This is a genomic window from Mycobacterium sp. NGS69, from assembly GCF_059812165.1.
Map to the genome: position 1 here is coordinate 1 of NZ_JCALCD010000003.1, position 14,237 is coordinate 14,237.

Annotated in this window: 12 protein-coding genes and 2 pseudogenes; 8 read left to right on the forward strand and 6 right to left on the reverse strand. The window is 71.2% G+C overall.

The features are described 5' to 3' along the window. A pseudogene (locus AC5Y2S_RS09210) lies at positions 1-470 on the forward strand (PE-PGRS family protein); the annotation flags it as partial. A 395-nt stretch (positions 471-865) separates the two neighbouring features. After that, a complete protein-coding gene (locus AC5Y2S_RS09215; protein ID WP_499955718.1) occupies positions 866-3,373 on the forward strand; it encodes a PE family protein in 2,508 nt (835 codons plus the stop codon). Between the two features lie 208 nt (positions 3,374-3,581). On the opposite strand, the gene AC5Y2S_RS09220 is transcribed toward AC5Y2S_RS09215, so the two are convergent. The 3 genes from AC5Y2S_RS09220 to AC5Y2S_RS09230 are packed head-to-tail and all read right to left on the reverse strand — an operon-like array spanning position 3,582 to position 6,351. Then, the gene (locus tag AC5Y2S_RS09220) at positions 3,582-4,661 is read right to left on the reverse strand and encodes an adenosine deaminase (protein WP_499955720.1); all 1,080 of its coding nucleotides are present in this window, start codon (positions 4,659-4,661) and stop codon (positions 3,582-3,584) included. After that, the gene (locus AC5Y2S_RS09225; protein ID WP_499955722.1) at positions 4,658-5,956 is read right to left on the reverse strand and encodes a thymidine phosphorylase; all 1,299 of its coding nucleotides are present in this window, start codon (positions 5,954-5,956) and stop codon (positions 4,658-4,660) included. The genes AC5Y2S_RS09220 and AC5Y2S_RS09225 overlap by 4 nt, the downstream gene beginning before the upstream one ends. Next, complete coding sequence (locus AC5Y2S_RS09230) at positions 5,953-6,351, reverse strand: cytidine deaminase (RefSeq protein WP_499956504.1); 399 nt, start codon at positions 6,349-6,351, stop codon at positions 5,953-5,955. The genes AC5Y2S_RS09225 and AC5Y2S_RS09230 overlap by 4 nt, the downstream gene beginning before the upstream one ends. Before the next feature lie 211 nt (positions 6,352-6,562). Between AC5Y2S_RS09230 and sdhC the strand changes: the two genes are divergently transcribed. Genes sdhC through AC5Y2S_RS09250 form a run of 4 tightly spaced genes read left to right on the forward strand, consistent with a single transcriptional unit; the run spans position 6,563 to position 9,918 of the window. Then, on the forward strand, positions 6,563-6,901 hold the full coding sequence (gene sdhC, locus AC5Y2S_RS09235; protein ID WP_499879639.1) for a succinate dehydrogenase, cytochrome b556 subunit: 339 nt from the start codon (positions 6,563-6,565) through the stop codon (positions 6,899-6,901). Continuing rightward, on the forward strand, positions 6,898-7,365 hold the full coding sequence (locus tag AC5Y2S_RS09240) for a succinate dehydrogenase hydrophobic membrane anchor subunit (RefSeq protein WP_499955724.1): 468 nt from the start codon (positions 6,898-6,900) through the stop codon (positions 7,363-7,365). The genes sdhC and AC5Y2S_RS09240 overlap by 4 nt, the downstream gene beginning before the upstream one ends. Positions 7,366-7,375: 10 nt before the next feature. Next, entirely contained in the window at positions 7,376-9,130 is a 1,755-nt protein-coding gene (gene sdhA / locus AC5Y2S_RS09245) for a succinate dehydrogenase flavoprotein subunit (protein WP_499955726.1), read from the forward strand. Next, positions 9,130-9,918 carry a succinate dehydrogenase iron-sulfur subunit gene (locus AC5Y2S_RS09250; protein ID WP_499955728.1) on the forward strand — a complete coding sequence of 263 codons (789 nt, stop codon included), beginning with the start codon at positions 9,130-9,132 and terminating at the stop codon, positions 9,916-9,918. Before sdhA ends, AC5Y2S_RS09250 begins: the two co-directional genes overlap by 1 nt. Positions 9,919-9,927: 9 nt before the next feature. On the opposite strand, the gene AC5Y2S_RS09255 is transcribed toward AC5Y2S_RS09250, so the two are convergent. Beyond that, the gene (locus AC5Y2S_RS09255; RefSeq protein WP_499955730.1) at positions 9,928-10,998 is read right to left on the reverse strand and encodes a GGDEF domain-containing protein; all 1,071 of its coding nucleotides are present in this window, start codon (positions 10,996-10,998) and stop codon (positions 9,928-9,930) included. Between the two features lie 37 nt (positions 10,999-11,035). On the opposite strand from AC5Y2S_RS09255, the pseudogene AC5Y2S_RS09260 reads away from it, so the two are divergent. Beyond that, a pseudogene (locus tag AC5Y2S_RS09260) lies at positions 11,036-11,701 on the forward strand (carboxymuconolactone decarboxylase family protein); the annotation flags it as partial. Here the strand turns inward: AC5Y2S_RS09260 and AC5Y2S_RS09265 are convergent. Next, positions 11,661-12,575 carry a sigma-70 family RNA polymerase sigma factor gene (locus tag AC5Y2S_RS09265; RefSeq protein ID WP_499955732.1) on the reverse strand — a complete coding sequence of 305 codons (915 nt, stop codon included), beginning with the start codon at positions 12,573-12,575 and terminating at the stop codon, positions 11,661-11,663. The pseudogene AC5Y2S_RS09260 and the gene AC5Y2S_RS09265 overlap by 41 nt on opposite strands. A gap of 26 nt (positions 12,576-12,601) precedes the next feature. Between AC5Y2S_RS09265 and AC5Y2S_RS09270 the strand changes: the two genes are divergently transcribed. Next, on the forward strand, positions 12,602-13,933 hold the full coding sequence (locus tag AC5Y2S_RS09270; protein WP_499955734.1) for an aspartate aminotransferase family protein: 1,332 nt from the start codon (positions 12,602-12,604) through the stop codon (positions 13,931-13,933). Here AC5Y2S_RS09270 and AC5Y2S_RS09275 read toward each other — a convergent pair. Beyond that, positions 13,908-14,159, reverse strand: a complete 252-nt coding sequence (locus tag AC5Y2S_RS09275; protein ID WP_499901868.1) for a hypothetical protein — start codon at positions 14,157-14,159, stop codon at positions 13,908-13,910. The genes AC5Y2S_RS09270 and AC5Y2S_RS09275 overlap by 26 nt on opposite strands. Positions 14,160-14,237: the final 78 nt, after the last annotated feature.

The window sequence follows — 14,237 nt, forward strand, 5'->3', positions numbered from 1 at the left end:
TGTTCGGTGCCGGCGGTGACGGCGGGGCCGGCGGTATCGGTGACAGCGGTGTCGGCGGGGCAGGCGGGGCAGGCGGCAACGCCGGCATGCTGTTCGGTGCCGGCGGTGACGGCGGCACCGGCGGGTGGACTGCCGGCTCCACCGGCGGGGCCGGCGGGGCCGGCGGCAACGCCGGCCTAGTCATGGGCAACGGCGGTGACGGCGGCACCGGCGGGCTGGCCAGAACCGGTACCGGCGGTCACGGCGGTAACGGCGGCACGGCCGGGATGATCAGCGGCAACGGCGGGGCGGGCGGCGCCGGCGGAGACTCCCTCAGTATCGGCGGTAACGGCGGCAATGGCGGCAACGCGTTCGGCATCGGCGATGGTGGTAGCGGCGGCAACGCCGGGACTGGGCCAGTCCCGGGCGTGCCCGGTACCGGCGGCACCGGCGGGCTGCTCGGCGCACCCGGATATAACGGGATGACGTAGCCCGTGGCGTCGATACGGATGGCCCGACCCACAGCTGCCCGACGGCGCGGTGATTTGGACCTCGCTGTCCAGGCTCAATCGGGTGGTGCAACAAATCTACCGGTGAAAGGCCACCGCCATGCCAACCACCGCGATCACGTCTCCCCAATGTCCGGCTGCAGGTCGGCGTCGCCACAGTCGATGACTGGCAGCCTGATGATCCTCAGCTGCATCGGGTCAGTTTGGCGTCAACCGCAATGTCACCGACCACGAACTCCAAGTGGGGTAGTGGCCCTAACGGGAGGTGAAAATTTGCCGCAATGCCGAAATACCGGGGCGGAATCGACGCACGCTCCGGACACTCTTGAAGTTCATCGGGCTCACCAACATGTCGACGACCTGGCAGGAGGATAGCGATGTCGTATCTGGTGGCAGCCCCCGAGTTGCTGGCTTCGGCGGCAACGGATCTGTCCAACATCGGTTCGGCGGTGACCGCCGCGAATGCGGCCGCGACGGCCTCAACTACCGAGGTGCTCGCGGCGGCCGCCGACGAGGTGTCGACGGCGGTGGCGTCGCTGTTCGCCGGGCACGCACGGGCCTTTCAACAGCTGAGCGCTCAGGCGGCGGCGTTTCATACCCAATTTGTCCAGGCGCTGACCGCGGGTGCGGGGTCCTATGCCAGCGCGGAGACGGCCACTGTTGCGGCGTTCACGACCAATCCGGTGCAGACGGTGCAGCAGGATCTGCTCAGCCTGATCAATGCGCCCAGCCTGGCGCTGACTGGGCGCCCGCTGATCGGCAACGGCGCCAACGGGGCCCCCGGGACCGGGCAAAACGGCGCGCCCGGCGGGTGGCTGCTTGGCGACGGCGGGGCCGGCGGCTCGGGCGCGGGGGGACAAAACGGCGGTAATGGCGGGGCTGCCGGGCTGTTGGGCACCGGCGGTGCCGGGGGGGCCGGCGGGGAGTTGGGGTCCGGTGGGGCCGGCGGGACCGGCGGGTTGCTATTCGGCAACGGCGGGGTCGGCGGCGCGGGCGGGGCCAGCCCTTCAGCGACCGTTGGTGCCGGCGGGGCCGGCGGGGCCGGCGGGCTGTTGGGCGCCGGCGGTGCCGGCGGGGCCGGTGGGCTCGGCGCGACCACGGGAGGGGCCGGTGGGGCTGGCGGGACCGGCGGGCTGCTCAGCGGGCTAGTCGGTGCGGGCGGCGGGACCGGGGGGGCCGGCGGGCTCGGCAACGTCACGGGAGGGGCCGGGGGGGCCGGCGGCAACGCCGGCCTGCTCGCCGGCCCCGGCGGCGCCGGTGGGACCGGTGGGATCGGCGAGAACGGCACCGGGGGTGCCGGCGGAGCCGGCGGCAACGCGGGCCTGCTGTTCGGCGCCGGCGGCCCCGGCGGGGCCGGCGGATTCAGCAGCGGTGCCGGCGGCACCGGCGGGGCCGGCGGGGCCGGCGGCAACGCGGGCCTGCTGTTCAGCTCCGGCGGGGACGGCGGGGCCGGAGGAGCCGGCTTGAACGGCGGGGGCACCGGCGGGGCCGGCGGGACCGGCGGCCATGCCGGCCTGCTTGGCTCCGGCGGGATCGGCGGGATCGGCGGAGCCGGCTTTGTCACCGGGGGTGCCGGCGGGGCCGGCGGCGGGGCTGGCCTACTGGCGGGCAACGGCGGTGCCGGCGGCGCCGGCGGTGAGGGCGTGACCGGTGGTGCCGGCGGGGCGGGCGGCAACGCCGTGCTGATCGGCACCGCCGGCGACGGCGGCAACGGCGGGTTTGGCCCCGTCGTCGGCGCCCCCGGCGCCAACGGCGCCGCCGGACCGCTGCAGCCGGTATTCAACGTTGTGAACGGCCCCGTCGAGGCGCTGACTGGGCGTCCGCTGATCGGCAACGGCGCCAACGGACTTGCGGGCACCGGACAACCCGGCGCGCCCGGCGGGTGGTTGCTCGGCAGCGGCGGGGCCGGCGGCTCGGGCGCGGCGGGCCAAAACGGGGGCGCCGGCGGGGCCGCAGGGCTGTTCGGCGCCGGCGGGGCCGGCGGCGCCGGCGGAAGCTCATCGACCGCCGGGGCCGGCGGGGCCGGCGGAGCCGGCGGGCTGCTGTCCGGCAACGGCGGGGTAGGCGGGGTCGGCGGGTTCGCGCTTGGCGCCGGCGGGCACGGCGGGGTAGGCGGGGCCGGCGGAGCCGGCGGGCTGTTGGGCGCCGGCGGGACCGGCGGTGCCGGCGGGATCGCGACAGGCACCGGTGGGACCGGCGGGGCCGGCGGGGCAGGCGGTGCCGGCGGGCTGCTCAGCGGGCTGGTCGGTGCGGGCGGCGGGACCGGCGGGGCCGGCGGCCTCGGCCGCGGCGTCGGGGGTACCGGCGGAGCCGGCGGCAACGCCGGCATGCTCGCCGGTTATGGCGGCGCCGGCGGGGACGGCGGGAGCAGCTCGTTCGGCGCGACCGGCGGGGCCGGCGGGACCGGCGGCAATGCGGGCCTGCTGTTCGGCGCCGGCGGGGACGGCGGGGCCGGCGGGGAGGCCGGGGCCGGCAACGGCGGAGCCGGCGGGGCCGGCGGCAATGCAGGCTTGTTGTTCTCCAGCGGCGGGATCGGCGGGCACGGCGGGGACGCCGGTGTTACCGGTGGGGCCGGCGGGGTCGGCGGCAACGCCCTCTTGCTTGGCTGCGGCGGGACCGGCGGGGCCGGCGGAGGCGGTACCACCACGGGGGGCGCCGGCGGGACCGGCGGAGGAGCCGGCGCACTGTTGGGCGACGGTGGTGCCGGCGGGGCCGGCGGGAATGGCGCGACGACCGCGGGTGCCGGGGGGGCCGGCGGCAACGCTGTGCTGATCGGCGACGGCGGCAACGGCGGCAACGGCGGGCTTGGCCCGACGCCCGCCCCCGGCACCGGCGGCGCCGGCGGGCTGCTGCTGGGCCTGAACGGGATAGACGGATTGCCGTAGCCGGCTTTCGGGCCCACTCCTGCCCCCGGGTGGCGACGGGGGTCGGCAACTGCCAGCGGGCGCGCGTCGTTGGCGCGAGCTCACTGATATCGCGGTCACCGGATGCGTTGCACCGCAACGCGATCGACGCCGCCGAGCTTCGCAGCCATTGAGGCACGCGAATGGCCCCAGCAGATGGCTGTTGTGCGTTGGCTCCCCGGCCGCCGATCTAGCCGATCAACACCGCGTAGCGCGGCTTGATCACCTCGTCGATGATCGCCAGCCGCTCGTCGAACGGGATGAACGCCGACTTCATCGCGTTGATGGTGAACCGCTCGAGGTCACTCCACCCGTAGCCGAAAGCCTGGACCAGCCGGTGCATTTCGAGGCTCATGGTGGTGTCGCTCATCAGCCGGTTGTCGGTGTTGACGGTCACCCGGAAGCGGGTGCGGGCCAGCAGGTCGAACGGGTGCTCGGCGATGCTCTTGACCGCGCCGGTCTGCACGTTCGAGCTGGGGCACAGCTCCAGCGGAATTCGCTTGTCCCGCAAGATGGATGCCTGCTGGCCCAGCCGGACGCGGCCGTCCCCGAGGACCTCGATGTCGTCGACGATGCGCACCCCGTGGCCGAGCCGATCGGCGCCGCAGAACGCGATCGCCTCGTGGATGGACGGCAGGCCGAACGCCTCACCGGCGTGAATCGTGAAGCGCGCGTTGTGGTCTCGCATGTACTCGAAGGCGTCCAGGTGACGGGTCGGCGGGTTGCCGGCCTCGGCGCCGGCGATGTCGAATCCCACCACACCCTTGTCCCGGAACCGGATCGCCAGCTCGGCGATCTCCCGGGACACCGCGGCGTGGCGCATCGCGGTGACCAGCAGCCGCACCTTGATGGGGCGCCCGGCCGCCGCGCAGGCCTTCTCGCCGGCGGCGAAACCTGCCAGCACGGCGTCGACGATCTCGTCGAAGGACAGCCCGCGGTCGATGTGCAGTTCGGGGGCGAACCGCACCTCGGCGTAGACCACCGAATCATCGGCCAGGTCCTCCACGCACTCGTAGGCGACGCGGTACAGGGCGTCGGGGGTCTGCATCACCGCCACGGTGTGCGAGAACGGTTCCAGGTAGCGCTCCAGGGAGCCGCTGTGTGATCGGGTGCGAAACCACTTCGACAGCTCGTCGACGTCGGTGGCGGGCAGCCCGTCGTAGCCGGTCTGGCCGGCGATGTCGAGCACGGTCGACGGCCGCAGCCCGCCGTCGAGGTGGTCGTGTAGCAGGGCCTTGGGCGCCTTCTTGATCTGGTTGAGGTCGATCACAGCGTGATCCGATCGATGATCAGCGGCCGGGAGGCCGGGGGCGTGTCGTCGACGCTGTAGCCGCCGGCCAGCTCGGCCATCGCGGCGTCGAAGCGCTCGGGGGTGTCGGTGTAGAGGGTGAACAGCGGCTCGCCGGCGGCGACGGGCTCCCGGGGCCGGCGGTGGATCCGGATTCCCGCGCCCAGCTGCACCGGATGGCCCGGACGGGCCCTGCCCGCGCCGAGCCGCCAACTCGCCAGCCCCACCGCCATCGCGTCGATATCGCCCATTGTGCCGCCCCGGTGAGCGGTGACGGTCTCGGAACACGAACCGATCGGCAACGGTACCGACAAGTCGCCGCCCTGGGCCGCGACGAGCCGGCGAAAGCGGTCCATCGCGGTGCCGTCGCGCAGCGTCCGGGCGGGGTCGCGGTCGTCGATGCCGGCGAGGTCGAGCATCTCGGCGGCCAGCCGCAGCGTCAGCTCCACCACGTCGGGCGGCCCGCCGCCGGCCAGCACCTCCAGCGACTCGGCGACCTCGAGCGAGTTGCCGACGGTCGAGCCCAGCGGGCGGTTCATGTCGGTCAGCAGCGCGCGGGTGGGCACCCCGTGCGCCGCGCCCAGCTCGACCATGGTCCGCGCCAGCTCCCGGCTGGCCGCCTCCGAGCTCATCAGCGCCCCGGATCCGACCTTCACGTCGAGCACCAGCGCGCCGGCGCCCTCGGCCAGCTTCTTGCTCATCACCGAGCTGGCGATCAGCGGCAGCGACTCGACGGTGGCGGTGACGTCGCGCAGCGCGTACAGCTTGGCGTCGGCCGGGGCCAGCTCGCCGGCGGCGAAGATGGCGGCGCCCACGTCGCGAAGCTGCTCGCGCACCCGGCGGCCGGACAGCTGGGCCGTGAACCCGGCGATGGATTCCAGCTTGTCCAGGGTGCCGCCGGTGTGCCCGAGCCCGCGGCCCGACGCCTGCGGCACGGCCGCCCCGCAGGCGGCGACGACGGGAACCAACGGCAGGGTGATCTTGTCCCCGACGCCGCCGGTCGAGTGCTTGTCGACGGTCGGGACGCCCAGGTCGGCGAAGTCCAGCCGCTCGCCGGAGGCCAGCATCGCCGCCGTCCACCGGGCGATCTCGCCGCGGTCCATGCCGCGCCACACGATCGCCATCAGCAGCGCCGACATCTGCTCGTCGGCGACGCGGCCGTGGGTGTAGGCGTCGACGACCCAGTCGATGGCGGCGTCGGACAGCCGCCCGCCGTCGCGCTTGGTCCGGATCACCGTCGGCGCGTCGAACACGGCGTCGAAGTCCCAGTCACTCAAGGCCGTTCCCGCGGCAGGTCGGCGGTGAACGCGTCGGGCAGCAGCTCGCCGAGGCGGCGCGGCCCCGCCGGATGCTCGATCAGCATGTCGGGGCCGCCGTGCTCCAGCAGCAGCTGGCGGCATCGCCCGCACGGCATCAGGGTGGCCCCCCGGGCGTCCACGCACGCCAGCGCGACCAGCCGGCCGCCGCCGGTGGAGTGCAGGGCGCACACCACACCGCACTCGGCACAGAGACCAAGGCCATATGAGACGTTCTCCACATTGCACCCGGTGACAACACGGCCGTCGTCGACCAGCGCGGCCGCCCCGACGGCGAATCGCGAGTAGGGCGCATAGGCCCCCGCCGCAGCGCCGATCGCCTTGTCGCGCAGCACATTCCAGTCGACGTCGGGCACACGCACCTCGCTCACCAAAGGGCCGACTTGCCAGCGTCACCCTACTCTGACACGACAATTCGCCTGGCGGCTGTTCGGCACGACCCGCCGGCTGGCAGGGTTAGGCTGAACCCCCGGCTGACTGTTCACAAAGGCGGGTGAGGACATGGTGAGCACTGCCGCCGCGCGCAAGCGGCGACCACCCCGGACCCTGTATCGGGGCGACCCGGGCATGTGGGCGTGGGTGCTGCACCGCATCAGCGGGGCGACCATCTTCTTCTTCCTGTTCGTCCACGTGCTGGACGCCGCGATGCTGCGGGTGAGCCCGCAGACCTACAACGCGGTGGTGGGCGACTACAAGACCCCCATCGTCAGCCTGATGGAATACGGCCTGATCGCCGCGGTGCTGTTCCACGGCCTGAACGGGATCCGGGTCATCCTGATCGACTTCTGGTCGCAGGGCCCGCGCCATCAGCGGCTGATGTTCCTGATCGTCGTCATCGTCTTCTTGCTGCTGATGGTGCCCGCCGGCGTGGTGACCGGAATCCACGTCCTGGAGCACCTGCGATGAGCAGCCCGGATCTCCAGCTCGGGCGCGGCCAGACCGCGCCGGTCAAGCAGCGCTTCTACGACCGCCCCGCCAGCCTGGACAATCCCCGCTCCCCGCGCCGGCGCGCCGGCATCCCGAACTTCGAGAAGTTCGCGTGGCTGTTCATGCGGTTCTCCGGGATCGCGCTGGTGTTCCTGGCGATCGGGCACCTGTTCGTCATGCTGATGTGGGACGACGGCGTGTACCGCATCGACTTCAACTACGTGGCGCAGCGCTGGCACTCGCCGTTCTGGCAGATGTGGGACATGGCGCTGTTGTGGCTGGCGCAGCTGCACGGCGGCAACGGGCTGCGCACCATCATCGACGACTACAGCCGCAAGAACTCCACCCGGTTCTGGCTCAACAGCCTGCTGCTGTTGTCGATGGGGTTCACGTTGGTGCTGGGCACCTACGTGCTGGTGACCTTCGACCCGAACATCTCGTGAGAGGCGAGCCGTGATCTCCCAACACCGATACGACGTGGTGATCGTCGGCGCGGGCGGTGCCGGGATGCGCGCCGCCGTCGAGGCCGGGCCGCGGGTGCGGACCGCGGTGCTGACCAAGCTCTACCCCACCCGCAGCCACACCGGCGCCGCCCAGGGCGGCATGTGCGCCGCGCTGGCCAACGTCGAGGACGACAACTGGGAGTGGCACACGTTCGACACCGTCAAGGGCGGCGACTACCTCGCCGACCAGGACGCCGTCGAGATCATGTGCAAGGAAGCCATCGACGCGGTGCTCGACCTGGAGAAGATGGGGATGCCGTTCAACCGCACCCCCGAGGGCCGCATCGACCAGCGCCGCTTCGGCGGGCACACCCGCGACCACGGCAAGGCGCCGGTGCGCCGGGCCTGCTACGCCGCCGACCGCACCGGCCACATGATCCTGCAGACGCTGTACCAGAACTGCGTCAAGCACGACGTGCAGTTCTTCAACGAGTTCTACGCGCTGGACCTGGTTTTGACGCAAACCCCGACGGGTCCGGTGGCCACCGGCGTGGTCGCCTACGAGCTCGCCACCGGCGAGATCCACGTCTTCCACGCCAAGGCCGTCGTGATCGCGACCGGCGGCTCGGGCCGCATGTACAAGACGACCTCCAACGCGCACACCCTGACCGGCGACGGCATCGGCATCGTGTTCCGCAGGGGACTTCCCTTGGAGGACATGGAGTTTCACCAGTTCCACCCGACCGGCCTAGCCGGCCTGGGCATCCTGATCTCCGAGGCAGTGCGCGGCGAGGGCGGCCGGCTGCTCAACGCGGACGGCGAGCGGTTCATGGAGCGCTACGCCCCGACGATCGTCGACCTGGCGCCGCGCGACATCGTCGCGCGCTCGATGGTGCTCGAGGTGCTGGGGGGCCGCGGCGCGGGCCCCAACAAGGACTACGTGTACATCGACGTCCGCCACCTCGGCGAGGACGTGCTGGAGGCCAAGCTGCCCGACATCACCGAGTTCGCGCGGACCTATCTGGGCGTGGACCCGGTGCACGAACTCGTCCCGGTCTACCCGACGTGTCACTACGTGATGGGTGGCATCCCGACGACCGTCACCGGACAGGTGTTGCGGGACAACACCTCCACCGTGCCGGGCCTGTACGCGGCCGGCGAGTGCGCGTGCGTATCGGTGCACGGCGCCAACCGGCTGGGCACCAATTCGCTGCTGGACATCAACGTCTTCGGCCGCCGGGCCGGCATCGCCGCGGCTTCGTATGCACGGGGCCACAACTTCGTCGACATGCCGGCCGAGCCGGAGGCGATGGTCGTCGGGTGGGTGTGCGACATCCTCTCCGAGCACGGCAACGAGCGCGTCGCCGACATCCGTTCCGCCCTGCAGCAGTCGATGGACAACAACGCCGCGGTGTTCCGCACCGAGGAGACGCTCAAGCAGGCGCTCACCGACATCCACGCGCTGAAGGAGCGCTACTCGCGAATCACCGTGCACGACAAGGGAAAGCGTTACAACAGCGACCTGCTGGAGGCCATCGAGCTCGGCTTCCTGCTGGAGCTGGCCGAGGTCACCGTGGTGGGCGCGCTGAACCGCAAGGAGTCCCGCGGCGGCCACGCCCGCGAGGACTACCCGAACCGCGACGACGTCAACTACATGCGCCACACCATGGCCTACAAGCAGGGCACCGACCTGCTGAGCGACATCGCGCTGGACTTCAAGCCCGTCGTGCAGACCCGCTACGAACCCAAGGAACGGAAGTACTGATGGCCGCAGACGTCGAGCCCCGGCTGGAACCCCCCTTGCCGCCGGTTCCCGAGGGCGCGGTGATGGTGACCGTGAAGATCGCTCGGTTCAACCCCGACCAGCCCGACGCCTTCGCGAAAACCGGTGGCTGGCAAAGCTTTCGGGTGCCGTGCCTGCCCAGCGACCGGATGCTCAACCTGCTGATCTACATCAAGAGCTATCTGGACGGGACGCTGACATTCCGGCGGTCCTGCGCGCACGGCGTGTGCGGCTCCGACGCCATGCGCATCAACGGCGTCAACCGCCTGGCCTGCAAGGTGCTGATGCGCGACCTGCTGCCGAAAAAGCCCGGCAAGTCACTGACCATCACGGTCGAGCCGATCCGCGGGCTGCCGGTGGAGAAGGACCTGGTCGTCGACATGGAACCGTTCTTCGACGCCTACCGGGCGGTGAAGCCCTACCTGATCACCACCGGCAACCCCCCGACGCGGGAACGCATCCAGAGCCCGACCGACCGCGCCCGCTTCGACGACACCACCAAGTGCATCCTGTGCGCGTGCTGCACCACCAGCTGCCCGGTGTTCTGGCACGAGGGCAGCTACTACGGGCCGGCGGCGATCGTCAACGCGCACCGCTTCATCTTCGACAGCCGCGACGAGGCGGCCGCCGAGCGCCTCGACATCCTCAACGAGGTCGACGGCGTGTGGCGGTGCCGGACCACGTTCAACTGCACCGAATCCTGCCCGCGGGGCATCGAGGTCACCAAGGCGATCCAGGAGGTCAAGCGCGCGACCATGTTCTCGCGCTGAGCCGTCGCCTCAGCAGAGCTCGTGGTGATGGCTCTGGTTGCCGCCCATCCGCTTGGCCTGGTACATCGCCGCGTCGGAGGCGCTGATCAACTCCTGCAGCACCAACTGCGGGTCGGCCGCGGTCTCGTCGAGGCGGGCGCAGGCGGTGCCGATGCTGGCGGTGACCCCCGCCGCCGAGGTCGCGATGGCCCGGCACATCTGCATAGCCAGCGACTCGGCGTTGCAGCCCGAAGACGTGCCGGCGAGCAGGAACTCCTCGCCGCCGCTGCGCGCCACCACCGCCTGCTTGTCGGCGGCGGCCAGCAGCGCCTGGGCGACCTGGACCAGCGCGTGGTCCCCCGCGGCGTGGCCGCAGCGGTCGTTGAGGGCCTTGAAATGGTCGAGGTCGATCAGCATCACCACCAGGTGGGAGTCGATGCCCCGGCGGGCCAGGATCATCCCCAGCGCCTCGTGCGCGAACGCGCGCCTGTTGAGCAGCCCCGTCAGCGGATCGCGGTCGGCCCGCAGCAGGTCGCCCGCCAGCGCGCGCACCAGGATCAGAATGGCCACCGGCAGGGCGATGTTGACCTCGATCACCAGCCACAGGTCCACCCCCGCGAGGCTGGGGTGTCCGGCCCGGGCCAGCGACAGCGCCTCCCAGGAGCCGACGCCGGCGGCCACCGCGAAGTTGTACAGCACGAAGCCCGTGGTGTGAAAGAACGCCATGTACGCGCCGAAGGTCGCGAAGGCGACACACCCGATCAACGCGGCCAGCGGATTCGGGTGCGCCAGGCACGCCAGGGCGACGGAGGCGTTGCACGTCACGGCGAAAATGAGTGACTGCGTGCGCGTCGGCCAGCGGGATGCCCACAGCACCACCCCCGCCACCCCGCCGCCGACGGCGGCCCACATCATCGCCACCGGGACGGCTCCGCGGGGACCGTCCGAGCCCGCCAGCAGCGCGAGAAGGCACAACACCATCGACGCCGAAATGGCCGCCAACACGGCCCGGGTGGCACCGCTGATGCCCCGCGACGCCAGGTATCCGGAGAGCCAGTCATATTGATCGGCCCGCCACCACCGGCTAAACAGCGCGGTCATCGTCAATTTCCAATCGCCCCCACAGGTCGTGAGACTAGCCGCATACCGCAGGTATTTGTCACACTTTCGCGCGCCATCGCGTCTGACAGGTATGACACAAAAAACCCGCATCGAGCCCCTGCCTCCCAACCGCGCCGGCCTGCTGACCCGCGCCATGTACCGGGTGGCCAAGCGGCGCTACGGCCAGGTCCCCGAGCCCTTTGCCGTGTCCGCGCATCATCGCAAGCTGATGATCGCGGGCGCCGTGCACGAAACCATGGTCGACCGGGCGTCGAAGACGCTTCCGGTCAGCGTGCGCGAGCTCGCGGTGTTCTGGACCGCGCGCCAGATCGGCTGCTCGTGGTGCATCGACTTCGGCTCCATGCTGCAGCGCCTTGACGGCCTCGACATGGAACGCCTGAAGGAGATCGACAACTACGCCACCTCACCGGCGTTCAGCGACGACGAGCGCGCGGCCATCGCCTACGCCGACGCGATGACGGCCGACCCGCACACCGTGACCGACGAGCTGGTCGCCAACCTGCGGGCCCGCTTCGGCGACGCGGGCGTGTTCGAGCTGACCTACCAGATCGGGCTGGAGAACATGCGCGCGCGGGTGAACTCCGCGCTGGGCATCACCGAGCAGGGCTTCAATTCCGGTGACGCCTGCCGCATCCCGTGGGCTAGCGAGTCTGAGACGGCTCCCGAAGCGGCGAGCCGGTGAACTTGTCCGGGTTGGCGATATCCCATAGCGCGCAGACCTTTCCGTCGCGCACCGTGATCGCCAGGATCCGCGGCCGCATCTCCCAGTGCCCGTCGTCGCCGGGGCTGCCCGCGGTATAGGCGCCCAGCTCGCCGTTGACCAGCCCCAGCTGATTCGCCGTGAAGAACGCGTCGCCGTAGCGGCGGGCCAGGCCGAACATGAACCGGGCCACCTTGTCCGCCCCTTCGATAACGTGAACGGCCGTGGGCGCCTTGCCATTTGAATCGCCGGTGAACACCACGTCCGGGTGTAGCAGCTCCACCACGGCCCCCAGGTCGCCGGCGGCCATGGCGGCCATCAGCCGGCCGACCACCTCGTTGTGCGAGGGATCGGGTTCGGGTGGTGGCGGCACGGCCACCGCCTTGCGGGCCCGTGACGCCAGCTGCCGCGCGGCGGCCTCGTTGACGCCCAGCACCTCGGCCACGTCGGCGAAGGGCACGGCGAACCCGTCGTGCAGCACGAACGCGACCCGCTGATCGGGCGACAGGCGCTCCAGCACCACCATCGCTGCGAAGCGGGCGTCCTCGCTGGCCACCACCGCGGACAGCGGGTCGGGTTGGTCGAGGCCGGTGACCACCGGCTCGGGCAGCCAGTTGCCGGTGTACGTCTCGCGCCGGTGCGCGGCCGACCGCAACCGGTCCAGGCCGAGCCGGCTCACCACGGTGGTCAGCCAGGCCCGCAGGTCCGAGATGGCCTGGTTCTGCCCGTGCCAGCGCAACCACGCCTCCTGGACGATGTCCTCGGCGTCGGCCACCGTGCCGGTCAGCCGGTAGGCCACCGACATGAGATGCGGTCGCAGCGACTCGAACTCGCTAACCTGCTGCGCCGCGGTCATATCGCGAGGCTACGCTCGCGAACGAGATGACTGACAACCTGTGGCTGCACTTCGCCCGGCACGGCCCGGGCATCGCGGCGCCGATCATCACCCGCGGCGAGGGCGTCACCATCTTCGACGACCGCGGCAAGAGCTACCTCGACGCGCTGTCCGGGCTGTTCACGGTCCAGGTCGGCCACGGGCGCGGTGAACTCGCCGAGGTCGCCGCCCGGCAGGCGAGCACGCTGGCGTACTTCCCGCTGTGGGGGTACGCCCACCCGACGGCGATCGAGCTCGCCGAGCGCCTCGCCCGCCACGCGCCGGGCGAGGTGAACCGCGTCTTCTTCACCACTGGCGGCACCGAGGCCGTCGAGACCGCCTGGAAGGTGGCCAAGCAATACTTCAAGCTCACCGGCAAACCCGGTAAGCACAAGGTGATTTCGCGGGCGATCGCCTACCACGGCACCACCCAGGGCGCGCTGGCGATCACCGGGCTGCCGCGCTACAAGGCTCCGTTCGAACCGGTGACGCCCGGCGGGTTCCGGGTGCCCAACACGAACTTCTACCGCGCGCCCGAGCCCTTCAACACGGACCTCAAAACCTTCGGGCGCTGGGCCGCCGACCGGATCGCCGAGGCGATCGAGTTCGAGGGACCCCAGACCGTCGCCGCGGTGTTTCTGGAGCCGGTGCAGAACGCCGGGGGCTCGATCCCGCCTCCCCCAGGCTATTTCGAGCGGGTGCGCGAGATCTGCGACGAATACGACGTGCTCCTCGTCTCCGACGAGGTGATCTGCGCGTTCGGGCGGATCGGGTCGATGTTCGCCTGTGCGGACTTCGGCTACGTGCCCGACATGATCACCTGCGCCAAGGGGCTGACGTCCGGCTACTCACCGCTGGGCGCGATGCTCGCCAGCGAGCGGTTGTTCGAGCCGTTCAACGACGCCAAAACCATGTTCCCGCACGGGTATACGTTCGGCGGGCATCCGGTGTCGGCCGCGGTGGCGCTGGCCAACCTCGACATCTTCGAGCGCGAGGGCCTCAACGAGCGCGTCAAACGCAACGCGCCGGCTTTCCGCGCCACCCTGGAGAAGCTCTACGACCTGCCGATCGTCGGCGACGTGCGCGGCGAGGGGTACTTCTACAGCGTCGAGCTGGTCAAGGACCAGGCGACCCGGCGGACCTTCACCGACGACGAACGCGGGACGCTGCTGCCCCGCGTGTCCGCGGCCCTGTTCGAGGCGGGAATGTACTGCCGCACCGACGACCGCGGCGATTCCGTCGTTCAGCTGGCTCCGCCATTGATCAGCGGCCAACCCGAGTTCGACACCATCGAGGCCATCCTGCGCGGCGTGCTCAGCGAGGAGTCGGGCCGGCTGTAGCGAGGACCCGCTTGACCTCGTAGGCGGCCAGCAGCACCTCGCGGGAATGCGCCGTGCTCGGGTCGCTGCCCAGCCGGGTCTGCGCGTTGCACAGCCAGACGAGCGCGGATTTCAGGTCGGCGTCCTGCGCGTTGTCGCGGTGCGCCTTCAGCTCTTCCAGCACGCGGTCGAGCCCGGAATTCCGGACCTGGGTGCCCTTCTCGATCTGCTTGAGCAGCTGCTCCAGCGACCGCGGACCGTCACCGTCGCGCCGCCACCGAGACCAAAAGCCGTTGTTTTGAATGCTGTCAGCGTAGTGGTTCGC

What these genes read in the sequence shown, in the direction of transcription:
- AC5Y2S_RS09240 (WP_499955724.1), top strand. Translation starts at nt 6,898, where the DNA reads ATGAGCAGCCCGGATCTCCAGCTCGGGCGCGGCCAGACCGCGCCGGTC.
- AC5Y2S_RS09265 (WP_499955732.1), bottom strand. Translation starts at nt 12,575, where the DNA reads ATGACCGCGGCGCAGCAGGTTAGCGAGTTCGAGTCGCTGCGACCGCAT.
- sdhC (WP_499879639.1), top strand. Translation starts at nt 6,563, where the DNA reads ATGTGGGCGTGGGTGCTGCACCGCATCAGCGGGGCGACCATCTTCTTC.
- AC5Y2S_RS09250 (WP_499955728.1), top strand. Translation starts at nt 9,130, where the DNA reads ATGGCCGCAGACGTCGAGCCCCGGCTGGAACCCCCCTTGCCGCCGGTT.
- AC5Y2S_RS09255 (WP_499955730.1), bottom strand. Translation starts at nt 10,998, where the DNA reads ATGACCGCGCTGTTTAGCCGGTGGTGGCGGGCCGATCAATATGACTGG.
- AC5Y2S_RS09270 (WP_499955734.1), top strand. Translation starts at nt 12,602, where the DNA reads ATGACTGACAACCTGTGGCTGCACTTCGCCCGGCACGGCCCGGGCATC.
- AC5Y2S_RS09215 (WP_499955718.1), top strand. Translation starts at nt 866, where the DNA reads ATGTCGTATCTGGTGGCAGCCCCCGAGTTGCTGGCTTCGGCGGCAACG.